At 73.9% G+C, this 21396-nt stretch carries 18 protein-coding genes; 10 read left to right on the forward strand and 8 right to left on the reverse strand.

Annotation, left to right across the window (positions count from 1 at the left end; translation table 11 throughout):
• Positions 1 to 2: 2 nt before the first annotated feature.
• Entirely contained in the window at positions 3 to 923 is a 921-nt protein-coding gene (locus tag ACIP5W_RS21870; protein ID WP_401475928.1) for an ATP-binding cassette domain-containing protein, read from the reverse strand.
• A 108-nt stretch (positions 924 to 1031) separates the two neighbouring features.
• Here ACIP5W_RS21870 and ACIP5W_RS21875 point away from each other — a divergent pair, with 108 nt between their 5' ends.
• From ACIP5W_RS21875 to ACIP5W_RS21885, 3 genes are all read left to right on the forward strand, one after another.
• Positions 1032 to 2189, forward strand: a complete 1158-nt coding sequence (locus ACIP5W_RS21875) for a sensor histidine kinase (RefSeq protein ID WP_401475931.1) — start codon at positions 1032 to 1034, stop codon at positions 2187 to 2189.
• A gap of 14 nt (positions 2190 to 2203) precedes the next feature.
• Positions 2204 to 2878, forward strand: a complete 675-nt coding sequence (locus ACIP5W_RS21880) for a response regulator (protein ID WP_401475934.1) — start codon at positions 2204 to 2206, stop codon at positions 2876 to 2878.
• Between the two features lie 88 nt (positions 2879 to 2966).
• The gene (locus tag ACIP5W_RS21885; protein ID WP_401475936.1) at positions 2967 to 4124 is read left to right on the forward strand and encodes an ROK family transcriptional regulator; all 1158 of its coding nucleotides are present in this window, start codon (positions 2967 to 2969) and stop codon (positions 4122 to 4124) included.
• 117 nt (positions 4125 to 4241) lie between these two features.
• On the opposite strand, the gene ACIP5W_RS21890 is transcribed toward ACIP5W_RS21885, so the two are convergent.
• Positions 4242 to 5003 carry a GntR family transcriptional regulator gene (locus tag ACIP5W_RS21890; RefSeq protein WP_401475939.1) on the reverse strand — a complete coding sequence of 254 codons (762 nt, stop codon included), beginning with the start codon at positions 5001 to 5003 and terminating at the stop codon, positions 4242 to 4244.
• A gap of 358 nt (positions 5004 to 5361) precedes the next feature.
• Here ACIP5W_RS21890 and ACIP5W_RS21895 point away from each other — a divergent pair, with 358 nt between their 5' ends.
• The 3 genes from ACIP5W_RS21895 to ACIP5W_RS21905 all read left to right on the forward strand — a co-directional run bounded on the left by ACIP5W_RS21895 (position 5362) and on the right by ACIP5W_RS21905 (position 9636).
• Positions 5362 to 6192, forward strand: coding sequence for an alpha/beta fold hydrolase (locus ACIP5W_RS21895; RefSeq protein ID WP_401475942.1), 831 nt, complete (start codon positions 5362 to 5364; stop codon positions 6190 to 6192).
• Positions 6193 to 6459: 267 nt separating this feature from the next.
• Entirely contained in the window at positions 6460 to 8034 is a 1575-nt protein-coding gene (locus ACIP5W_RS21900) for an alkaline phosphatase D family protein (protein WP_401475945.1), read from the forward strand.
• Positions 8035 to 8259: 225 nt separating this feature from the next.
• Complete coding sequence (locus ACIP5W_RS21905) at positions 8260 to 9636, forward strand: GNAT family N-acetyltransferase (protein WP_401476061.1); 1377 nt, start codon at positions 8260 to 8262, stop codon at positions 9634 to 9636.
• A 142-nt stretch (positions 9637 to 9778) separates the two neighbouring features.
• Here the strand turns inward: ACIP5W_RS21905 and ACIP5W_RS21910 are convergent, their stop codons facing one another.
• Positions 9779 to 10996, reverse strand: a complete 1218-nt coding sequence (locus tag ACIP5W_RS21910) for a trans-sulfuration enzyme family protein (RefSeq protein ID WP_401475948.1) — start codon at positions 10994 to 10996, stop codon at positions 9779 to 9781.
• 60 nt (positions 10997 to 11056) lie between these two features.
• Between ACIP5W_RS21910 and ACIP5W_RS21915 the strand changes: the two genes are divergently transcribed.
• Positions 11057 to 11548: an Lrp/AsnC family transcriptional regulator gene (locus tag ACIP5W_RS21915; protein WP_363089845.1), complete on the forward strand. Its 492-nt coding sequence runs from the start codon at positions 11057 to 11059 to the stop codon at positions 11546 to 11548.
• A gap of 33 nt (positions 11549 to 11581) precedes the next feature.
• Positions 11582 to 13273, forward strand: a complete 1692-nt coding sequence (locus ACIP5W_RS21920) for a DUF885 domain-containing protein (protein WP_401475952.1) — start codon at positions 11582 to 11584, stop codon at positions 13271 to 13273.
• Between the two features lie 73 nt (positions 13274 to 13346).
• Here the strand turns inward: ACIP5W_RS21920 and ACIP5W_RS21925 are convergent, their stop codons facing one another.
• Positions 13347 to 13853 (reverse strand): rhodanese-like domain-containing protein, encoded by a 507-nt coding sequence (locus ACIP5W_RS21925; protein ID WP_401475955.1) that lies wholly within the window; start codon positions 13851 to 13853, stop codon positions 13347 to 13349.
• 121 nt (positions 13854 to 13974) lie between these two features.
• On the opposite strand from ACIP5W_RS21925, the gene ACIP5W_RS21930 reads away from it, so the two are divergent.
• Positions 13975 to 14421 carry an Lrp/AsnC family transcriptional regulator gene (locus ACIP5W_RS21930; RefSeq protein ID WP_401475958.1) on the forward strand — a complete coding sequence of 149 codons (447 nt, stop codon included), beginning with the start codon at positions 13975 to 13977 and terminating at the stop codon, positions 14419 to 14421.
• Here ACIP5W_RS21930 and ACIP5W_RS21935 read toward each other — a convergent pair.
• Genes ACIP5W_RS21935 through ACIP5W_RS21945 form a run of 3 tightly spaced genes read right to left on the reverse strand, consistent with a single transcriptional unit; the run spans position 14415 to position 19190 of the window.
• Positions 14415 to 17405 carry an AAA family ATPase gene (locus ACIP5W_RS21935; RefSeq protein ID WP_401475960.1) on the reverse strand — a complete coding sequence of 997 codons (2991 nt, stop codon included), beginning with the start codon at positions 17403 to 17405 and terminating at the stop codon, positions 14415 to 14417. The genes ACIP5W_RS21930 and ACIP5W_RS21935 overlap by 7 nt on opposite strands.
• A complete protein-coding gene (locus ACIP5W_RS21940; RefSeq protein WP_401475963.1) occupies positions 17402 to 18565 on the reverse strand; it encodes an exonuclease SbcCD subunit D in 1164 nt (387 codons plus the stop codon). The genes ACIP5W_RS21935 and ACIP5W_RS21940 overlap by 4 nt, the downstream gene beginning before the upstream one ends.
• A 28-nt stretch (positions 18566 to 18593) precedes the next feature.
• A complete protein-coding gene (locus tag ACIP5W_RS21945; RefSeq protein ID WP_401475966.1) occupies positions 18594 to 19190 on the reverse strand; it encodes a hypothetical protein in 597 nt (198 codons plus the stop codon).
• 66 nt (positions 19191 to 19256) lie between these two features.
• Between ACIP5W_RS21945 and ACIP5W_RS21950 the strand changes: the two genes are divergently transcribed.
• Complete coding sequence (locus ACIP5W_RS21950; RefSeq protein WP_401475969.1) at positions 19257 to 20297, forward strand: 3-oxoacyl-ACP synthase III family protein; 1041 nt, start codon at positions 19257 to 19259, stop codon at positions 20295 to 20297.
• A gap of 190 nt (positions 20298 to 20487) precedes the next feature.
• Here the strand turns inward: ACIP5W_RS21950 and ACIP5W_RS21955 are convergent, their stop codons facing one another.
• Positions 20488 to 21321, reverse strand: a complete 834-nt coding sequence (locus ACIP5W_RS21955; protein WP_401475972.1) for a methyltransferase — start codon at positions 21319 to 21321, stop codon at positions 20488 to 20490.
• Between the last annotated feature and the right edge of the window lie 75 nt (positions 21322 to 21396).

The raw sequence follows: 21396 nt of genomic DNA on the forward strand, positions 1-21396 counted from the left end.
GGTCAGGCCTCCTGGCGGGCGGCCGCGAACTCGGTGTCGGCGGCGGTCAGATCGAGGTAGGCCTGCTCCAGCGTGCCTTCCTCCGCGGTCAGTTCGAGCAGCGGGACGCCCGCCTCGAAGGCGAGCCGGCCGATGTCGTCCACGCGCGCGTGGTCCACCGTCCAGTGCCCGTCGTCGTGGGCGACTGCCTCGTGACCGTGCCGGGCGAGGGCCTTCTCCAGGGCGGCGGGGTCGAAGGTGCGGACGCGGACCCGGGGGCGCACGCGCGCGTCGACGAAGTCCCGCACGGGGGTGTCGGCCAGCAGGCGGCCCCGTCCGAGGACGACGAGATGGTCGGCGAAGGAGGCCGTCTCGTTCATGAGGTGACTGGAGACCAGGACGGTGCGCCCCTCGTCCGCGAGCCGGCGCAGCAGCCCGCGGATCCAGACGATGCCTTCGGGGTCGAGGCCGTTGGAGGGCTCGTCGAGCAGGACCACCCCGGGGTCGCCGAGCAGGGCGGCGGCGATGCCCAGCCGTTGCCGCATGCCGAGGGAGTACGTCCTCACCCGGCGGCGCGCGGCAGGCGCCAGCCCGGTCTCCTCCAGCACCTCGTCGACCCGGCGGACGGGGATGCGGTTGCTCGCGGCGAGGGCCCGCAGGTGGTCGCGGCCGGTGCGGGAGCCGTGCGGGGCCTGGGCGTCGAGCAACGCCCCGACGTGGCGCAGGGGTTCGGGCAGCGTGACGTAGGGGCGGCCGCCGAGCGTGGCGGTTCCCGAGGTCGGCCGGTCGAGGCCGAGGACGAGGCGCAGGGTGGTGGACTTGCCGGCCCCGTTGGGGCCGAGGAAGCCGGTGACACGGCCGGGCAGGACACGGAAGGTGAGCCGGTCCACGGCCCGCCGGGGGCCGAACTCCTTGGTGAGGTCGCGGACGTCGATGCTGGTCATGGCACCACGGTGGCCGCCGGACCGGGCGGAAGTCCTCCCCCGCCGGTGGGGTCCGTCTCCCCCGTCCGGGGGAGGTCGCCTGCCGGTGGTGCCTGTCACGATGTCCGCATGGGCCGCTTCCTGCGCCCGCTGCTGCGGGGGACGACGTACACACGACTGCTGCACCTGTGGGTGCCGATGCTGGTCGTGAGCGTCTGGATGTTCGTGGACCCGTCGCGGCCTTGGGTGCCCGCGGTGGCGCTGCTCGCGGTCGGGCTGATCCCCGCGGTGCGCACGGGTGAGGGGGTGCAGGCGCAGCTGCTGCTGACGCCCGGCGTGCGGGATCCGGGGTTCTCCGTGGCCCCGGCGACGGCCTGGCGGGACCGGCTGCGCACGGTGCTGTGGCTGGAGGTGCGGCTGGCGCTCGGGGCGGTGACCGCCGTCGCCTGCGTCTGGCTGCCGATCCTCGCCCACCAGCTGGCCGAGACGGCGCGCGGGCGCGTGCCCGACGACGTGCCGGTGCTGGCCGGCGCGGCGCCCCACTGGGGGTACGCCCTCCTGGTGCCGCTGCCTCTCCTCGCCTGGTACGGACTCGTCGTCGGGCTGGGTGCGGCGGCCGCCTCGCTGGCGCGGCTGCTCCTCGGACCGTCCGCGGGCGAGCGGCTCGCGGCGCTGGAGGAGCGCACCGAGCAGCTCCTGGAGCGCAACCGCATCGCGCGCGAACTGCACGACTCCATCGGCCACGCCCTGACGGTGGCCGTGCTGCAGGCGGGCGCGGCCCGGGCCGCGGGCGACCCCGCGTTCACCGACCGGGCGCTCGGCGCGATCGAGGAGACCGGCCGGGCCGCGCTGGAGGACCTCGAGCGCGTCCTCGGGGTGCTGCGCGAGGCGGAGCGGCCGGTGGGCGCCCGGCCGACGCTGGCCGAGGCCGACCGGCTGCTGGAGTCCGCGCGCGCGTCGGGCGCGAAGGTGGAGGCCGAGCTGACCGGGCCGCTGGAGACCGTGCCGGGCCCGGTGTCCCGCGAGGGCTACCGCATCCTCCAGGAGGCGCTGACCAACGCGCTGCGGCACGCGGGCTCCGTTCCGGTCCGGGTCAGGATCGAGGTCACCGCCGGTCTGCTCGGCCTGGAGGTCCGCAATCCGCTGACCGCGCGTGCCGGTGCCGCCCCCGCGCGGGGCAGCGGGCTGCGCGGCATCCACGAGCGGGCCGCGCTGCTCGGCGGCCGGGCGTCGGCCGGTCCCGACGAGGGCGGCTGGCAGGTGCGCGCGGAGCTGCCGCTGCGCTGATCTAGGCTGACCGGATGCCGGTCACCGTGCTCCTCGTCGACGACGAACCCCTGGTGCGTGCCGGGCTGCGGGCCGTGCTGGAGGCGCAGCCCGACATCGAGGTCGTCGGGGAGGCCGCGGACGGGGCGGCGGTGATCCCGCTGGTGCGGCGGCTGCGGCCCGACGTCGTCGCCATGGATGTACGGATGCCGTTGATGGACGGGATCGAGGCCACGCGCGCGGTGCTGCGGACGGTGGAGGGGCCGCCGCGGATCCTCGTCGTGACGACCTTCGAGAACGACGAGTACGTGTACGAGGCGCTGCGCGCGGGGGCGGACGGGTTCCTGTTGAAACGGGCCAGGCCCGCGGAGATCGTGCACGCGGTGCGGCTCGTCGCCGAGGGCGGGTCGCTGCTGTTCCCGGCGTCGGTACGGCGGCTGGCCGCCTCGTACGGCGAGGGGCCGGGGAACCGGGCGGCGCGGGACCTGCTGGAGCGGGCGCGGCTGACCGAGCGGGAGGCCGAGGTGCTGCGGCTGATGGCGGGTGGGCTGTCCAACGCGGAGATCGCCGACCGGCTGGTCGTCGGCGCGGAGACCGTCAAGTCGCACGTGAGCGCGGTGCTGGCGAAGCTGGCGGTCCGCGATCGCACGCAGGCGGTGATCACGGCGTACGAGTCGGGGTTCGTCGCGGCGGGCCGGGCCGACGGGTGAGGCGGGCCGGTGCGCCGGCCGCGCTCGCCCGGGTGCCGCGCGCCGAGTACGATCCGCCCAACACGCGCACGAGCTGGGAGGACGGACGTTGGGGCGGCTGACCGGCGGGGATCCCTCGCTGTTGCGAAGGATCAACTCCGCGGTGGTGCTGCACGCGCTGCGTGCCGCCGACTGCGCGACGCTGACCGAGATCACGCGGGTGACGGGGTTGTCCCGGCCGACCGTCGAGGGGGTCGTCGAGGATCTGATGGCGGCCGGTCTCGTCGTCGAGAAGGCCGCCGAGGAGGGCGCCGCCCGCCGGCAGGGGCGTCCGGCGCGCCGGTTCCGGTTCCGGGCCGAGGCCGGTCATCTGCTGGGTCTGGAGATCGGGGCGCACCGGGTGGCCGTGCTCCTGGCCGACCTGGACGGGCGGGTGCTGGGTGCGCAGGCGAAGGACGTCGACGAGTCGGCGCCCGCCGACGAGCGGCTCGAACGGCTGCGGACAGCCGTCGCCGAGCTGCTGCGGCGGGCCGGGGTCCCGCGCAGTTCCCTGTGGGCCGTCGGCGTCGGCACGCCCGGCATCGTGGAGGCGGACGGGACGGTACGGCTGGGTACCGCGCTGCCCGAGTGGACGGGGCTGCGGCTGGGCGAGCGGCTGAGCCGTTCCTTCAAGTGCCCGGTGCTGGTGGAGAACGACGCCAACGCCGCGGCCGTGGCCGAGCACTGGAAGGGTTCCGCCACCGAGTCCGACGACGTCGTGTTCGTACTGGCCGGGCTGAGTCCGGGCGCGGGTTCGCTGATCGGGGGGCGGCTGCACCGCGGGTACGGCGGGGCGGCCGGGGAGATCGGGGCGCTGCACCTGCTGGGGCGCGGGGTGACGCCGGAGACGCTGCTGTCCACGACGGACGAGCCACTGCACCCGCTGGACGAGCAGGCGGTCGCCGAGGTGTTCGCGCAGGCCCGCGAGGGCGACCAGCGGGCGCGGGCGGCCGTGGAACGCTTCATCCAGCGGCTCGTCCACGACGTGGCCGCGCTGGCGCTCGCCCTCGACCCCGAGCTGGTCGTGGTGGGCGGCTGGGCGGCGGGACTGGACGGCGTACTGGAGCCGCTGCGGCGGGAGTTGGCGCGCTACTGTCTGCGCCCGCCGAAGGTGGTCCTGTCCCTCCTCGGGGAGGCGGCCGTGGCGACGGGGGCGCTGCGGCTGGCCCTCGACCACGTCGAGGAGCAGCTCTTCGCGGTGGAGGGCACGGTGACGGGCCGCGCGTGAGGCGTGTTCCGCGGTGCGGGAGGGGCGCGCCCCGGAGTCCTTCCGGGGCGCGCCGGCCGTGCGGCCGGGGGCCGGGTGCAGGCCGTTCAGGGAGCCTGCCGTGCGGTCGCCGGGTGGTCAGGACGCCTGGCGTTCCGGGCCGTGGTGGATCTCCACGCCGCCCGAGGCACCGAAGGTCAGGCGGCAGGTGTCCGCCCGGTAGGTGGCCACGGAGAGTGCCGCGGTGCGGCCCTCGGCGAAGAAGCGGGTGGTGACGACGAGGACGGGTGCGCCGGGGAGCCGGTCGAGTTCCTTCGCGTCGTCCGCGCGGGCCGAACCCAGTTCCACCGCGCGGTCCTGCCCCTCCAGCGCCGGACGCCGCAGTTCGCGCAGCACCGCACGCGCGCGTGCGGCCCCGGACGGGGTGTCGATCGCGGTCAGGTCGGACACCGACGAGCGCGGGACGTAGAGCAGTTCCGCGGCGACGGGCTGACCGTGGGAGACCCTCGAGCGCCGCACGATGTGCACGGCCTCGTCGCGGTCGGTGCCCAGCGCGTCGGCGACGGCCGGCGGCGGCGCCGCGACCGTGCAGTCGACGGGCTGCCAGGCGTCCTCGGACGCGCCGGGCCAGGCCTGCCCCTCCGTGCCGACGTCGACACCGACCCGGGGTGGCGCGACGGTCGTGCCGACGCCGCGGCGGCGCTGCAGACGCCCCTCCAGTTCGAGCTGCTCCAGGGCCTGCCGGAGCGTGGCGCGGGCGACGCCGAAGCGCGCGGCCAGGTCCCGCTCGTTGGGCAGGATCTCGCCCACGGCGAACTCCGAGTCCAGTGCCTGGCTGAGCACGGTCCTCAGATGCCAGTACTTCGGTTCCGGTACCGATTCCAGTTGCGTGGTCCCCACCCTGTCCTCCGCAATCGCCGTGGTACGGCGGCGTTTTCGCGCCCTTGTTTATTAAAGGTTGTTGCACTTGTCTGCGACCATAGGACGGCCCCCACCCTTGGTCAAGACCAATCCTCCAACCCTGGGGGAGCCCACAGGTGTCCGGCGCACAAGGGTTCACGGGGCGTTCGCACGCGGCCGTTCCCGTGACGTCACGGCAAGGCCCCCGTCGTGTCCGACGAGGCGCACCCACAGGGGCTACCCGTCGGTAGCAATTGCTGACAAGCTGTCCACGCGAACGGCAGCCCGCCCGCCCGCCGTACCGCCCTACCGCCGTCGGCCCGTACCGGGTCCGCCCGTTCAGACGAGGAGCACCCCCATGTCCGCCACCGTCTCCTTCCCGGTCCCCACCCCCGACGGGCCGCAGGCCGTCACCGTCTCCTACGCGCGCGTGGGAGACGGTGAGCCGCTGCTCCTGCTGCACGGCATCGGGCATCACCGGCAGGCCTGGGACCCCGTGGTGGACATCCTGGCCACCGAGCGCGAGGTGATCGCGGTGGACCTGCCCGGCTTCGGGGCGTCCCCGGCCCTGCCCGCCGGGCTCGCCCACGACCTGTCCACGACGACCGCGGTGCTCTCCGCCTTCTGCGAGGCCCTGGAGCTGGACCGCCCCCATGTCGCGGGCAACTCGCTGGGCGGTCTGCTGGCCCTGGAACTGGGCCGGGAGAAGCGCGTGCGGTCCGTCACCGCCCTGTCCCCGGCGGGGTTCTGGTCGGAGGCGGAGCGGCGCTACGCCTTCGGCGTGCTGCTGACGATGCGGCAGATCTCGCGGCGGATGCCGCTGCCGCTGGTGGAGCGGCTGGCGCGGTCGGCGGCCGGCCGGACCGCCCTGACCAGCACCGTCTACGCCCGTCCGGCGCGCCGTTCACCCGAGGCCGTGGTCGCCGAGACGCTGGCGCTGGCCGGGGCCACCGGGTTCGACGAGACCCTGCGGTCCGGTGCGGCCGTCCGGTTCACCGACGACGTCCCCGGCATCCCGGTCACGGTGGCCTGGGGCACCCGCGACCTGCTGCTGATGCGCCGTCAGGGCGTCCGCGCCAAGCAGGTCATCCCCCGGGCCCGCCTGGTACGGCTGCCCGGCTGCGGGCACTGCCCGATGAACGACGACCCGGCGCTCGTCGCGCGCGTGCTGCTCGACGGCAGCCGCTGAGTCCCCGCGGGGCCGGCCGAGCACCCCCGCGCCCAGGGCGCCCCCGGGCACCGTCGCCGGCCCCGAGGTGCGGCTGGTCCTCGGGTACGCGCACCTGTCGCCGGCGCGGATCCGGGAGGGTGTCCGTCTGCTGGCGGGAACGGGGTGACGGCGCGGGCCCGCAAGGTTCCGCGTCCGGTTGTTCACCCGTGGTTCGCGTGCGCGCTGCGGCGCTCCCGTAGGTGTGGCGGTGCACACCGGCAGGTTCCCGTTCCAGGAGGCCCACCCATGTCACACCGTCCGCTCCCCGGCCGCCGCAGCGTGCTGCGCGGCTCGCTCGCCGCGTCCGCCGGCCTGACCCTGCCCGTCGGCCTCGGCGCGGCGCCCGCCCTCGCCCTGTCGGGGCGGCCCCGCGCGGGGTGGGGGGTGCAGACCGGGGACGTGACCGCGAACTCCGGTCTGGTGTGGGTCCGTTCCGACCGGCCGGCACGGATGGTCGTCGAGACGTCGGCGACGGAGTCGTTCCGCAACGCGCGCCGCTGGCGCGGTCCGCTGCTCGGCGCCAAAACCGACTTCACCGGCACGACCCGGCTGCACGGGCTGCCGTCCGGCCAGGAGATCCACTACCGCGTGCTGCTGGCCGACCCGGAGGACCCGCGCCGTACCGGCGAGCCGGTCACCGGCTCCTTCCGGACCGTGTCCGGACGGCGGCGCGACGGCGTGCGGTTCGTCTGGTCCGGCGATCTGGCCGGGCAGGGCTGGGGCATCAACCCGGAGCTGGGCGGTTACCGGATCTACGACGCGATGGCCGCGCTCGACCCGGACTTCTTCCTGTGCAGCGGGGACAACATCTACGCCGACGGCCCGATCGGCGCGACGGTGGCCCTGCCCGACGGGCGCACCTGGCGCAACGTCACCACGGAGGAGAAGTCGAAGGTCGCCGAGACCCTGGCGGAGTTCCGCGGCAACTTCCGCTACAACCTGCTGGACGAGAACCTGCGTGCCTTCAACGCGCGCGTGCCCTCCGTCATCCAGTGGGACGACCACGAGGTCACCAACAACTGGTACCCGGGCGAGATCCTCGCCGACGCGCGGTACACCGAGAAGAGCGTCGACGTGCTGGCCGCCCGCGCCCGGCAGGCGTTCTCCGAGTACTTCCCGATCTCCACGCTGCGCCGCCCGGACGGCCGTGTCCACCGGGTGCAGCACCACGGCCCCCTGCTGGACGTGTTCGTCCTGGACATGCGCACCTACCGCAACGCCAACTCCCCCGGCGACCAGGGTGCGGACGACCGGGGCATCCTCGGCGAGGAGCAGTTGGCGTGGCTCAAGCGCGAGCTGTCCCGCTCCCGGGCGGTGTGGAAGGTGATCGCCTCCGACATGCCGCTCGGTCTGGTCGTCCCCGACGCCACGGACGGCAGGCCGAACATCGAGGCGGTCGCCCAGGGCGACCCGGGCGCGCCGCTCGGCCGTGAACTGCAGATCGCCGAACTGCTGCGGTTCGTCAAGCACCGGCGGATCACCGGCACGGTCTGGCTCACGGCCGACGTCCACCACACCTCGGCCCAGCACTACGACCCGTCGCGGGCGGCGTTCAAGGACTTCGCGCCGTTCTGGGAGTTCGTCTCCGGGCCGCTCAACGCGGGCGCCTTCCCGGCGAACGCGCTGGACGGCACCTTCGGCCCGGACCGGGTCTTCGTCAAGGCCCCCGCCACCGCCAACGTCTCCCCGGCCGGCGGTTACCAGTTCTTCGGCGAGGTCGACATCGACGGCGAAAGCGGAGAACTGACCGTGCGGCTGCGCGAGCAGGACGGCGCCGTGCTGTTCACCAAGGTGCTCCAGCCGGGCCGGGTCGGCCAGTAACTCCCCTATCCTGGAAGGCGCTCCGCGCACCGGCGTCATCTCCCGGTGCGCGGCGCTCCCGGAGCGGGGCCGCGGCCCCGGAACGTCAAAGAATTAATAAAAAGGACAAATGTATCCTTTACCCATCGGTCACAAACCGTTCGTGATCGCGCAACACCATTCCTTCACAGTGGCCGCATGACTCGAGACATGTCTGATGTGACGCGGGCGAAGCACGGCCGCCCGGTGCACCACTGGCGGCGGGACGTCGTGGAGCTCGCCGCCCTGTTCACGGCGGTCGCGGTGGCGGACGTGGTCGCCGATCTCGTGGGCCACGGTCCGCAGGGCTCGCGGCTGCTGGCGATCTCGGCGGCCGCCCTGGTCGCCACGGCCGGATTCCACGTCTGGTGGTCACGACGCCACGGCCACGCACCGCCCACCGGCGATACCGGTGCCCGGCCGCCCTCAGCCGAGGCGCAGGCCGGGCCGTCCGGACTCCCCGACGCAGTCGCCGGGGAGAGCACCCTGTGGCGGATGCGGACGACGGTGAAGGACGCTCCGGGCTCGCTGGCCGCGCTGTGCACGGCACTGGCGGAGCACCACGTCGACATCCTGAGCCTCCAGACGCACCCGCTGGGCCGGGACACCGTGGACGAGTTCCTGCTGCGGGCACCCGGTGCGCTCGCGGCGGCCGGGATCAGCCGGGCCGTGGCACTGGCGGGCGGCTCCGGCACCTGGATCGAGCGGGCCGACGCCCACGACCTGGTCGACGCCCCGACCCGGGTGCTGGGCCTGGCCACCCGGACCGCGCTGGACGCCGCGGAACTGCCGCTGGCGCTGCGCCAGTTGCTGGGCCGCTGCACGATCCGCTCGCTGCCCGCCGCGGTGCGCGGCGGGGGGCGCGGGCCGGAGGGCGTGCCCGTGGAAGGAGTCCTGGAGGACACCGTGATGCGCCTGCGGGCGCCGGAAGGCGGAGTGATCACCGTGGAGCGGCCGTACCTGCCGTTCACCCCGACCGAGTTCGCGCGGGCGCGGGCCCTGGTGGAGCTGGACGCCCGGCTGGGCCCGCGCGTCCCGCCGGGCCAGGACGTGCTGACGCTCCCCGAGGGCAACGCCATCACCGTGCGCCGGGCCGACCCCGGCGACCTGGCGGAGGCGAAGGCGATGCACGAGCGCTGCTCGCCGCGCACCCTCGGCATGCGCTACCACGGGCCGGTGGGCGACGCCGACCGCTACCTCAACCACCTGCTCAGCCCGCGCTTCGGCCGCACCCTCGCCGTGCAGACCCCGTCGGGGCGCGTCGTCGGCCTCGGCCACCTGCTGTGGGACGGCGACGAGACGGAGGTCGCGCTGCTCGTCGAGGACGAGTGGCAGCGGCGCGGCATCGGCGCCGAACTGCTCGGCCGGCTGGTCGCGATGGCCGTCGAGGCGGGCTGCGAGAGCGTGTACGCGGTGACGCAGGCCTCCAACACCGGCATGGTCGCCGCCATGCGGGGCCTCGGCCTCCCGCTCGACTACCAGATCGAGGAGGGCACGCTCGTCATCACCGCCCGCCTGGACACGGCCGCCGCCGGCACCCGGCAGGCGTACGGGCGGCCCGCGGAGCGGACCGTCCACGACTGAGCCGGACGCTCTCGGAGGCTTTGGGCCGTCTGGCGGCGGCCGGACGTCGACGGTGAACGCGAACGGCAACCGCGCACAGTGAACGGCCCGGCGACCCGACTGTCGCCGGGCCGTTCGCCCCCCGGGAGCCGGAAGCCGCGCGTCAGCTCACCGTGACCACGGACCCGTTCAGTGCACCGTCCAGATCCGTCCACAGGTCGTCGACGTCCTCCAGGCCCACCGACATCCGCAGCAGCCGGTCGCTCACCCCGGCTCCCCTGCGCTCCTGCGCGCCCACGATCCGGTGGCTGATGGACGCCGGATGCTGGATGAGGGTGTCGACGCTGCCGAGGCTCACGGCCGGGGTGATCAGGCGCACGCCGGCGATCACCTCGTGCGGGTCGCCGTGCACCTCGAAGGCGACCATCGCGCCGCCGATCCGCGGGTAGTGCACGCGCGCCACGCGCGGGTCGGCGGCCAGGCGACGGGCCAGTTCGGCGGCCGTCGCGGAGGCGGCCCGTACCCGGACCGGAAGCGTCGACAGGCCCCTCAGCAGCAGGTAGCCGGCCAGCGGGTGCAGCACCCCGCCGGTGGCGAAACGTATCTGCCTCAGCAGTCCGGCGAACTCCTCGTCGCAGGCCACCACGCCCGCCAGGACGTCCCCGTGGCCACCGAGGTACTTCGTCGCGCTGTGCAGCACCAGCCGCGCACCCTGCTCGGCGGGGCGTTGCAGCACCGGCGTGGCGAAGGTGTTGTCGACGAGCAGCGGCACCGAGCCGCAGGAGTGCGCGACCGCCCTCAGATCCACTTCGGCGAGGGTCGGGTTGGCGGGCGACTCGACCATGACCAGGCCCGTGTCCGGGCGCAGCGCGTCCGCGATCCCGGCCGGGTCGGTCCAGGTCACCTCCGAGCCGAGCAGCCCGGCGGTCAGCAGGTGGTCGCTGCACCCGTACAGCGGGCGGACCGCGACCACGTGCCGCAGTCCCAGGGAGGCGCGGGCCAGCAGCACCGCGCTCAGCGCTGCCATCCCGCTGGCGAACGCGACCGCGCTCCCGGTGCCCTCCAGCCGGGCCAGCGCGGTCTCGAAGCGGGCGACGGTCGGATTGCCGAGCCGGCCGTAGACCGGCGGGCCCTCCGGTTCGGCGCCGGTCGCCGCGAACGCGTCGATGCGGGCGGCCTCGGCACGGCTGTCGTAGGAGGGATAGGTGGTGGACAGGTCGATGGGCGGGGCGTGCAGGCCCTGCCGGGCCAGGTCGTCCCGCCCGGCGTGCACGGCCTCGGTGGCCAGTGCGCGGGGCGCTCCGGACGTGCGTACGTCGTCGTACGCCTGCGTGCCCGCGGGGTCCGGGTACGCGCGTGTGCTCGCTGCGGCTGAGTCCATGGACGGCAGGGTGAACAACGGGCGGCTTCTGCGGGCCGGACGCCGTGCTACGTTCGGCCGATGGCCGAATCCGTCGTACTCGACCCGGTGGACCTCCAGCTCCTGCGGCTGCTCCAGAACGACGCCCGGACGACCTACCGCGACCTCGCCGCGCAGGTCGGGCTCGCGCCGTCGACCTGCCTGGACCGGGTGACGCGGCTGCGCCGCTCCGGCGTGATCCTCGGCAACCGGCTGCGGCTCGATCCGGCCAAGCTGGGGCGCGGACTGCAGGCGCTGCTGTCCGTGCAGGTGAGGCCGCACCGGCGGGAACTGGTGGGGCCGTTCGTGGAGCGCATCCGGGGGCTGCCGGAGGCGCTGACCGTCTTCCACCTCACCGGGCCCGACGACTACCTCGTGCACGTGGCCGTCGCGGACATGGCCGACCTCCAGCGGCTGGTCCTCGACGAGTTCACGGCACGCCGGGAGGTGGCACGGGTCGAGACGCGGCTGATCTTCCAGCAGTGGGACTGCGGGCCGCTGCTGCCACCGACGGCTTCGGGTCAAACGCCGTGACGTGCGGCACCGCCGCGTACGAGGATGGTGTTCATGTCACAGACCAACAGCCCGCTGCCCCGTGCGGTCGCCGACGCCTACGTCGACGACCTCATCGCCCTCGACCCGGTGACCGGCACCTTCCTCGGCGTGCAGGAGAGTTCGAGCCGTCTGCCCGACTTCTCGCCTGCGGGGCAGGAGGCGCGCGCGCAGCTCGCGCGCGACACGCTGGCCGAGCTCGACGAAGCGGAACGCGCGCCCGGCGCGGACAGTGACATCGAGCGCCGGTGCGCGCGCCTGCTGCGCGAGCGGCTGACCGCCCAGCTCGCCGTCCACGAGGCCGACGAGGGCCTGCGCGAGGTCAGCAACCTGACCTCGCCGGCCCATCAGGTGCGCGAGGTGTTCACCGTGACGCCCACGGAGACCGACGCGGACTGGGCGGCGGTCGCCGAGCGGCTGCGCGCGGTGCCGGCCGCGCTGGCGGGCTACCGGGAGTCCCTGGCGCTCGGCCTGGAGCGCAAGCTGTACGGGGCGCCCCGGCCGGCGGTCACCTTCACGGGACAGCTCTCGGAGTGGACGGACACCGACGGCTCGGGACGCGGCTGGTTCGAGGACTTCGTCTCCGCCGGCCCCGAGGCGCTGCGCGCCGACCTGGAGCAGGCGGCCCGCACCGCGAACGCCGCCCTGGCCGACCTGCGGGACTGGATGCGGGACGTGTACGTGCCGACCGTGCAGGGCGCCCCGGACACCGTCGGCCGGGAGCGGTACGCCCGCTGGTCGCGCTACTACAACGGCACCGACCTCGACCTCGACGAGGCGTACGCCTACGGCTGGAGCGAGTACCACCGGCTCCTCGCCGAGATGCGGCAGGAGGCCGAGAAGATCCTGCCGGGCGCCGCGACGCCGTGGGTGGCGCTCGCTCACCTCGACGAGCACGGCAGGCACATCGAGGGCGTCGACGAGGTCCGCGACTGGCTCCAGGGACTCATGGACCAGGCCATCGACGCGCTGGACGGCACCCACTTCGAACTCGCCGGACCGGTGCGGAGGGTCGAGTCGTGCGTCGCGCCGCCCGGCGGCGCCGCGGCCCCCTACTACACGCCGCCGTCCGAGGACTTCTCCCGCCCCGGCCGCACCTGGCTGCCGACCATGGGCCTGACCCGCTTCCCGGTCTACGATCTCGTCTCCACCTGGTACCACGAGGGGGTCCCCGGCCATCACCTCCAGCTCGCCCAGTGGACCTACGTGGCCAAGGACCTCTCCCGCTACCAGGCCACCGTGGGAGGCGTCAGCGCCAACGCCGAGGGCTGGGCGCTGTACGCGGAGCGGCTGATGGACGAGCTGGGCTTCCTCACGGACGCCGAGCAGCGCCTCGGCTACCTGGACGCGCAGATGCTGCGTGCCGTGCGCGTCATCATCGACATCGGCATGCACGCGGAGCTGGAGATCCCGGCCGACTCCCCCTTCCGGCCCGGCGAGCGCTGGACGCCGGAGCTGGCCGAGGAGTTCTTCAACGCGCACAGCAGCCGCCCCGGGGACTACGTGGCGAGCGAGCTGACCCGCTACCTGAGCATCCCCGGCCAGGCGATCGGCTACAAGCTCGGCGAACGCGCCTGGCTGCTGGGCCGGGAGCGGGCCCGCGCCCGGCACGGCGCCGCCTTCGACCTCAAGTCGTGGCACATGGCTGCCCTTTCGCAGGGCTCCCTGGGCCTGGACGACCTGGTGGACGAGCTGGCGCGGCTCTGACGCCGGCAGATCCCGCCCGCCCCGCCGCAGCCCCTCGGCCGCGCGCCGAGCGGCCCGGCCGGTCGGCCGCCGCTCAGCAGCCGCAGTCCGCCGTCTCCACCGGGGAGGTGAGCGGGTCGGCGCCGCGCCGTTCGGGACCCTGCCGGGTCTCGAACGCGAAGCCCTCGCGCACCCAGTACTCGAAGCCGCCCAGCATCTCCTTGACCCGGTAGCCGAGTTCGGCGAGCGCGAGGGCGGCCCGGGTGGCGCCGTTGCAGCCGGGGCCCCAGCAGTACGTCACCACCGGCACGTCCTTGTCGAGGAGCTGCCCGGCCCGCTCGGCGACGAGCGCGGTCGGCAGGTGGACGGCACCGGGTATGTGGCCCTGGTCCCAGGACTCGGTGGAGCGGGAGTCCAGGAGGACGAAGCCGGGGTCGCCGCCGGCCTCCAGCGCGGCGGCCACGTCGGAGACGTCGGCGTGGAAGGCCAGGGAGGCCCGGAAGTAGGCGGCGGCGTCGGCCGGGGCGGCGGGGGCGAACCGCAGGACGCGGTCGGCGGCGCCCGGCGAGGAAGCGGTCGTGGCAGCGGTGGTGGCAGTCATCTGCGGGCCTCTCGGTACGGTGGCGATGACCGGAAATCTACGGCCGGGGATCGCCCCGCTGAAGGGCCGTTCCCCGGCGTGGATCTTGCCGGGCCGGGGATTCCCCTGGTATTCCTCGGGAATGACCGCGTATTCCCCGGACGCCACCGACTGGCGCATTCTCGAGGTCCTCCAGCGGGAGGGCCGGGCCAGTTTCGCCGACCTGGCGCGGGCCGTGTCGATGTCCGCGAGCGCGGTCACCGAGCGGGTGCGGCGGCTGGAGGAGGCGGGCGTCATCCAGGGGTACGCGGCGGTCGTGGACCCCGAGCGGCTGGGGCTGTCGATCCTGGCGTTCGTGCGGCTGCGCTACCCCCACGGCAACTACAAGCCCTTCCACGACCTCGTGGCCGTCACTCCCGAGATCCTGGAGGCGCACCACGTCACGGGCGACGACTGCTTCGTCATCAAGGTCGCCGCCCGCTCCATGCGGCACCTGGAGGAGCTGACGGGCAGGATCGGTGGCCTGGGGTCGGTCACGACCAGCGTCGTCTACTCCTCGCCGCTGCCCCGGCGCCCGCTCGGTCACTGACCGCGCTGCCGCACCACCGATCCGGAGCGTCCCTTCACGATCTCCAGCTGGGCGTGGACACGCCGCCGCAGATCGGCGACATGGCTGACGATGCCCACGCTGCGGTCGCGTTCGCGCAGGGAGTCGAGGACGTCGAGGACCTCGTCCAGCGTCTGGTCGTCGAGGCTGCCGAACCCCTCGTCGATGAAGAGGGTGTCCAGCCGGACGCCGCCCGCCTCGTCGGTGACGACGTCCGCGAGGCCGAGGGCGAGGGCGAGGGAGGCGAAGAAGGTCTCGCCGCCGGACAGCGTGGCCGTGTCCCGTTCGCGTCCGGTCCAGGCGTCGACGACGTGCAGCCCGAGCCCGCTGCGGCCGCGCCCGGCCCGGTCGTCGGAGTGCACGAGGGTGTACCGCCCGGACGACATGCGCTGGAGACGGGCGGTCGCGGCGGCGGCCACCTGTTCCAGACGGGCGGCCAGGACGTACGCCTCCAGGCGCATCTTGCGCTCGTTGTCCGCGGAGGTGCCCGCGGTGAGGCCGGCCAGGCGGGCCACCCGCTCGTACTCCTCGCGCAGCGGCGCGAGCCGCCGTACGGCGTCGGCCGCGCGCGCGGAGAGACGGTCGAGTTCGGCGCAGCGGCGGGCGGCCGCGTCCTGGGCGGAGGCGGCCCGGCGCAGCCGCTCGGCGGCCCGGCCGGCCTCCTGTCCGGCGGCGGTGAGGTCGACGGCGGGCCGCCGGGCGGCGGCCACGGTGTCGGGCTCGGCGAGGACGGCCCGTACGGAGGCCTCCTCGGACTGCCAGGCGTCCAGGCGGCGTTGCAGCTCGCGGCGGGCGGCCTCGTCGAGGAGGGCGTCGGCGGCGGCCTGCGGGGTGTCGAAACCGGCCCGGAAGGCGGCCTCGTCGAGGCGACCGTCGGCGGCCTTGAGGCGGTCGGCGCTCTCCTCGGCGGCGCGGGCGGCGTCGGCCGCCTCGGTGAGCCGCGCGGCCTGTCGTTCCAGCTGCTCGGCCCGCGCGGACACACTCGGTGAGCTGCCCCGCGCCTCGGCCAGCTCCTCCTCCAGGGCGAGACGTTCGCGCTCCAGCCGCTCGCGGTGGCCCACCCTGGAGGCGGCCCGGACGGCGGCCTCCCGCTGGGCGGTCGTGCGGCGCTCGTGCTCCTGCTCGGCCCGGCGCAGTTCCTCGCGCGCGGAGTGCAGCGCGGAGGCGTCCCGGCGGGCCTGGCTGTGGGCGCGCTCCAACTCTTCGCTCTCCGCGACGAGTTGCCCGGTGGGGGTGTCTCCGGCCTCGGCGCGGGCGGCGGCGAGTTCCGCCCGGACGAGTCCGAGGGCGCGTTCGGCGTCCGTCCGGCCCTGTTCGGCGCGCTGGTAGGCGGCGAGGGCCTCCTCCTCCGCCTCTCGGCCGACGTGCCCTGCGACCTTGCGGGCGGGGGCGGGGTGGTCGGTGCCGCCGCAGACCGCGCAGGGTTCGCCGTCGCGCAGGGTGGCGGCCAGTTCGGCGGCGATGCCGCTGAGCCGCTGTTCCTTGAGGTCGAGCCAGTGGGTGCGGGCCGCCAGTGCCCGCTCACCGGCGGCGAGCGCCTCCCGCTGGGCGTCGTCGGTGTCGCGGGTGAGCCGGTCGCGGAGCCGGGCGGCGGCCAGCCGGCTGCGGGCGGGCTCGCGTTGCACGGCGAGCTGTTCGGCGCGGGTCGCGGCCTCCTGAGCGGACTCGACCCGCTCCTGGAGTGCCGCACGGGTGGTCTCCCAGGCGGCGAGCCAGCCCTCGGTCTCGGCGAGCACGTCCTCGTCGGCGCGCTCCTGGCGGTCCAGGCCGGTGCGCTCCGCGAGGAGTCCGGCCAGCCGTCGCTCGCCGCGGCGGGCCGACTCCAGCCCGCCCAGTTCCTCCACGGCACGGCGGGCGGCGGTGGCGAGCCCGGCCGCGCCGGCGCCGGCGAACCGCTCCGGCAGCAGCGCACGTGCGCGTGCCTCGGCGGCGGCAGCCCTGCGGTGCTCGGCGTCGGCGGCCTCCCGCAGCTCCAGGGCCGGCGCCACCGCCTCGGCCTTGTGCGCCCGCTCCATCCGGGCCCGCGCCTCACGGTGGTCCCCGGCCCGCTCCTCCAACAGCCGGGCCCGCTCCCGCGCTTCGGCGAACCGCCGCTGCAACCGGTCGAGTTCGCGTACGTCGGCCAGCTCGCGCTCGGCGGCGGCCTGCGCCGACCCGGCGGTCAGGAGGGCGCACTCGGCGATCGTCAGCTGCTCCCGGGCGGTGCCGCGGGCCACGGCGGCGGCGGTCAGCACGGCCTCTGCCAGACCCGGCTCGCCGGGTGCCAGGTCGGGCAGGTCCATGGCGTCGCCGGCGGCCTGCTGCATGCGGTGCGCATCGGCCAGGAGCGCCGCGTCGCCCTCCCGCACGCGTGCCTCCGCCGTACGCCGGCGCTCGGCGAGGCGCTTCTCGACCTCGGCGAAGCGCCGGGTGTCGAAGAGGCGTCCGAGCAGCCGGCCGCGGGCCTCGGCGTCGGCGCGGAGGAACCGTGCGAAGTCGCCCTGGGGCAGCAGCACGACCTGGCAGAACTGCTCGCGGCTCATGCCGAGCAGCTGGGTGATCTCCTCGCCGATCTCCTGGTGGGAGCGGCTGAGGTCCTTCCAGGCCCCGGCGACGGCGTCGTGCTCGCGCAGCAGGCTCTGGGCCTTCTCGACGGTGGTGCCGGTGCCGCGCTTCTTGGGGCGCTCCCAGGGCGGCTGCCGGGTGACCTCCAACCGCCTTCCGGCGACGGTGAGTTCGAGAGTGACCTCGGTGCGGGTGCCGGGGGCGGCGTGGTCGCTGCGCAGTGTCAGGCCCTGGCCGCTCTGCCGGGCGCCGGGGACGGAGCCGTACAGCGCGTAGCACACGGCGTCCAGGACGGAGGTCTTGCCCGCGCCCGTCGGTCCGTGCAGCAGGAAGAGGCCGGCGGCGGACAGCTCGTCGAAGTCGACGCTCTGCTTGCCGCCGAAGGGCCCGAAGGCCGTGAGGTCGAGGCGGTGCAGCCTCATCGGTCCACCTCCCGCGTGCTGTCGTCCGCGCGCACCGCGTCGAAGGCGTCCCGCAGCACGTCCTGCTCGCGCGCGTCGGGGCCCGCACCGCGCACGTGCGCCACGAAGTCCTCGGCGACCTCCTGGTCGCTGCGGCCCGCGAGGCGCCGGGCGTAGGACACGTCGGGGTCGTCCGGGGCGCGCTCGGGGGCGAAGACGAGGCTGAGGGTGTGCGGGAAGCGTTCGGTGAGCCGGGCCATGGGGTCGGCCGGGCGCACGGCGTCGGTGAGGGTCGCCTCGACCCACGCCTCCTCGTACCGGTCGAGCCGGGGGTCGGCGAGGAGTTCCTCCAGTGTGCCGCGGAGCCGGGCCAGTTCGCGGGGGACGGGGCAGTCGATCCGCTCGGCGGTGACCTCTCCGTCGGCGTCGAGGTCGACGAGCCACATGGTCTTGCGGTGGTCGGCCTCCGAGAAGGAGTACGGCAGCGGGGACCCGGAGTAGCGCACGCGCTCGGTGAGGGTCTGGCAGCCGTGCAGGTGCCCGAGCGCCGCGTAGTCGACGCCGTCGAAGACACCGGCCGGCACGGAGGCGACCCCGCCGACGGTGATGTCGCGCTCGCTCTCGCTGGGCCGGCCGCCCGTGACGAAGGCGTGCGCGAGGACGACCGAGCGGGTTCCCGGCGGGCGGCCCGCGAGGTCGGCCCGGACCCGGTCCATGGCGGCGGCGAGCACCGCCTCGTGCGCGGCCTTCTCCACGCCGAACTCGTCCTTGACCAGGGCGGGTTCGAGATAGGGAAGTCCGTAGAGGGCGACGTCGCCGTGGGCGTCGCGCAGGATCACCGGCGTGCCGGCCGCGGCCGGGTCGGTCAGCAGGTGGACGCCCGCGCGCCGGATCAGTCCGGCACCCACGCCGAGCCGCCGGGCGGAGTCGTGGTTCCCGGAGATCATCACCGTGGGCACGCCCAGGTCGGCGAGGCGGTGCAGGGCGTCGTCGAACAGCTCGACGGCGGCGAGCGGTGGTACCGCGCGGTCGTACACGTCCCCCGACACGACCACCGCGTCCACCTCGCGCTCACGCACGGTGGCGACGAGGTGGCCGATGAATCCGGCCTGGGCGCCGAGCATGTTCACCCGGTGGAACGCCCGGCCGAGATGCCAGTCGGAAGTGTGCAGAATTCTCAAGACGCCGCTCCGACCTGCATGTTTCCCCCTACTCAGCCCCTGTGGTCAGCACCGGACCAGCATGGTCCTCGTGGTCGGCACCGGCCACGCTAGCGCCTGTCGGCACCTGGTCCGTCACCGACCTCAGTCTGCCACCAGCGTCCGGGGTCAGACGGCCAGGGACGTCGGCCGTGATCTGGATGGCGGAGTGACCGAGCCGCCTCGACACTTCGAGGAGTGCCACGCCGCCGGCGTCGGCACTGCTTGCGAAGAAGTGGCGCAGCGTGTGCACGGTCCACGGCTCGTCACCGTATCCCGCATCCCGCTCTCCTCGGACCGTGTCCTCTGCGGTGGCGCGATCGAGCATGTAGCGCAGGAAATCGAGCATGTAGCGCAGGAAGACGGTGAGGTCGTCCGGGACGGTGAATGAGCCGGCGATGCCGCACGCGCCGCCCGGCAGCCGGGCGGAGAAGTCGTGGGCGACCGCCTCGAGGTGATCCCGCCCGCCAGGGCCGAAACCGGGTGTGCCGCCGACCCTGGTTTCCGCCGCGCAGCCCCATGTATTTTCCACGCCACGCCAGTCGGCCGACGCGTGAACTTCCCTATAGCAAAGTAGAGTTATGGCCGCAAGGCCATCAGGGGTCACCGAAACAGCTCGGCATTCGGATGCCTGCGGAGCAGGAATTCCCCCATTTTTTCGGATGGAGTTCACATGACTGGCTTTATTTCACTCGGATCTGCTGGAGGCGCCGACGTGGGCATTCTCGGGACCGGATCGTCCCTGCCCGCACAGCGTGTGTCCAGCAGTGACGTTGCCGAGACGGTCGGCATGGAACGCAGTTGGGTCGCCGATCGGATCGGCGTGCTGGAGCGGCGCTTCGCCACCCGGGACGAGACGAGTCTGGACTTCGCGGTCAACGCGGCCGGGGCAGCGATCGAGGCAGCCGGGGTGTCGCCCTCGGAGCTCGGAGCGGTGGTGCTTGCGACATCCACGGCGGACCGGCCCGTGCCGGGCGTCGGCGTGCAGCTGCAGGGCGCGATCGGGGCACACGACGCCGTGGCGTTCGACGTGAACGCGGCGTGCGCGGGTTTCCTCGTCGCCTGCGAGATCGGCCGCGGCCTGCTGGCTGCGAATCCTCGCCAGGAATATGTGCTGGTCGTGGCGAGCGACACGTACTCGCGCTACATGAATCCGGCCGACCGCCGGACGTATCCGCTGTTCGGTGACGGGGCCGGGGCCGTGGTGCTCGGCCGGGTGCCACAGGGCGAGGGAATCTTCAGTGCGGAGCTCAGCACTGATGGCCGGCTCGCGCACTATGTCACCGGTGGCCCCCGAATCCCCAGGCCGCCGGTGGTTGCCGCGTCCGACGACCACTATCTCAGGATGGCCGGCCGAGACGTCGCCAACCTGGTCAGGGAGAAGTTCCCGCATCTGGTCAACGACGCGGTGAAGGAACGCGGCATCACTGTGGGCGAGATCGACCACGTGATCAGTCATCAGGCCAATCCACGACTTGTCGAGGAGGTCGCTCGAGCGGCGGGCTTCGAGCTTGAGCAACTCGTCGTCACCGGGCATTACTTGGGTAACACGGGTGCGGCGTCCATCCCGATCGGGCTCGATGTGGCGGTACGAGACGGCCGGATCCGGCGTGGGGACACGATCCTGATGATCGCCTTCGGCGCAGGCATGTCCTGGGGCCGGATGCTGCTGCAATGGCCCTCCACGGCTCCGTCCCATCCGGGTGGGAGGTGAGTTTCGCCGCCGGGTGCGACGGCTCGGGCGCCGCCGGCGCCCGTGAAGGAGTTCCTGGGACCGGATGCCGGGGAGCGCCCGAGGAATATGCCTCCGGATCGGCAGTGCCCCGGTCGGAGTGGGCGCTTCCCCTGGAAGATCTTGTGGCAAGCGGTCGCGTACGCTCTCGGCGGCCTCTTTTCCCGTGGTGTCATCCGTTGGTGGCGTCCGGTGGGCGCTGGAACATCAGGGCGTGCACCGTGAAGCGTGATCCGTCGAATTCCGCCCGGCCCGCTGCACGCTGCTCCTTCAGCAGGCCCAGCACGGTGTTCTTGTGTTCGGCGTACGCCAGGAGTGGGATGTCCATCTCGAAGACTTCGAGGGTGTTGCTCTCGTAACCACGCGCGGTGAGATCCTCGACGGTCCGGGGGATATCGGCGAGCGAGGAATGCGCCATGAGCAGGGTGCCGCCCGGCGCGAGCAGCGTATCCATCTGCTCGACGAGGTCTGCGTACACCGCGCGGCCTCCGTTTCGGGCGACGAGGGCGGTTTCCAGTCCGTCGTTCCTCGCGTAGCCGGGGTCGTAGGGAAGGTGCGGCGGATTGGTGATCACGAGGTCGAACTTCTCGGTCGGCGTGTACTCCTTCAGCGGCGAGGTGACGCAGGTCAGCCGTGTGGCGTCCAGGCCGTTGGTCATCACGTTCGCGACGGTCTGGGCGGCGGAGGCGGGGTTGATGTCCAGAGCGGTCACCCGTTCGGCGCCGGCCGCGAGCAGGGCGACGCTGTAGAGACCGGAACCCGCCCCGACATCAAGAGCGTTGATGCCCTTCAGGTCGGGAACGTCGTTGTGGCTGAGGGCGGCGATCAGGCTCAACCCGCAGTCGGTCGGGAACAGGACCTCGGTGGGGTCCTCCACCTCGAGGCGCAGGCGCATGCCGCGGAACTCGAAGATTCCGCAGGAGGGCCGGGCCTCCCACAGGGAGCCGTTCTCTCCGGCGGGCAGGATACGGCGCTGCCTCAGCACCTGGGTCGGAGCAGCTGTCATTGCAGCGTTGACCTTTCGGGTCGGGGAAATGGCCGGCAGGACGCGATGGGGCGAAGCCACGGGAATCCGGCGCAT

The organism is Streptomyces sp. NPDC088766 (genome assembly GCF_044750845.1).
In the GTDB taxonomy this organism is placed as follows: Bacteria; Actinomycetota; Actinomycetes; order Streptomycetales; family Streptomycetaceae; genus Streptomyces.

Excerpts from the sequence above, each read along its gene's own strand:
- ACIP5W_RS21870 (WP_401475928.1), bottom strand. The coding sequence starts at position 923 with ATGACCAGCATCGACGTCCGCGACCTCACCAAGGAGTTCGGCCCCCGG.
- ACIP5W_RS21935 (WP_401475960.1), bottom strand. The coding sequence starts at position 17,405 with ATGAGGCTGCACCGCCTCGACCTCACGGCCTTCGGGCCCTTCGGCGGC.
- ACIP5W_RS21950 (WP_401475969.1), top strand. The coding sequence starts at position 19,257 with ATGACTGGCTTTATTTCACTCGGATCTGCTGGAGGCGCCGACGTGGGC.
- ACIP5W_RS21910 (WP_401475948.1), bottom strand. The coding sequence starts at position 10,996 with ATGGACTCAGCCGCAGCGAGCACACGCGCGTACCCGGACCCCGCGGGC.
- ACIP5W_RS21925 (WP_401475955.1), bottom strand. The coding sequence starts at position 13,853 with ATGACTGCCACCACCGCTGCCACGACCGCTTCCTCGCCGGGCGCCGCC.
- ACIP5W_RS21895 (WP_401475942.1), top strand. The coding sequence starts at position 5,362 with ATGTCCGCCACCGTCTCCTTCCCGGTCCCCACCCCCGACGGGCCGCAG.
- ACIP5W_RS21900 (WP_401475945.1), top strand. The coding sequence starts at position 6,460 with ATGTCACACCGTCCGCTCCCCGGCCGCCGCAGCGTGCTGCGCGGCTCG.
- ACIP5W_RS21880 (WP_401475934.1), top strand. The coding sequence starts at position 2,204 with ATGCCGGTCACCGTGCTCCTCGTCGACGACGAACCCCTGGTGCGTGCC.
- ACIP5W_RS21875 (WP_401475931.1), top strand. The coding sequence starts at position 1,032 with ATGGGCCGCTTCCTGCGCCCGCTGCTGCGGGGGACGACGTACACACGA.
- ACIP5W_RS21920 (WP_401475952.1), top strand. The coding sequence starts at position 11,582 with ATGTCACAGACCAACAGCCCGCTGCCCCGTGCGGTCGCCGACGCCTAC.
- ACIP5W_RS21930 (WP_401475958.1), top strand. The coding sequence starts at position 13,975 with ATGACCGCGTATTCCCCGGACGCCACCGACTGGCGCATTCTCGAGGTC.
- ACIP5W_RS21915 (WP_363089845.1), top strand. The coding sequence starts at position 11,057 with ATGGCCGAATCCGTCGTACTCGACCCGGTGGACCTCCAGCTCCTGCGG.
- ACIP5W_RS21955 (WP_401475972.1), bottom strand. The coding sequence starts at position 21,321 with ATGACAGCTGCTCCGACCCAGGTGCTGAGGCAGCGCCGTATCCTGCCC.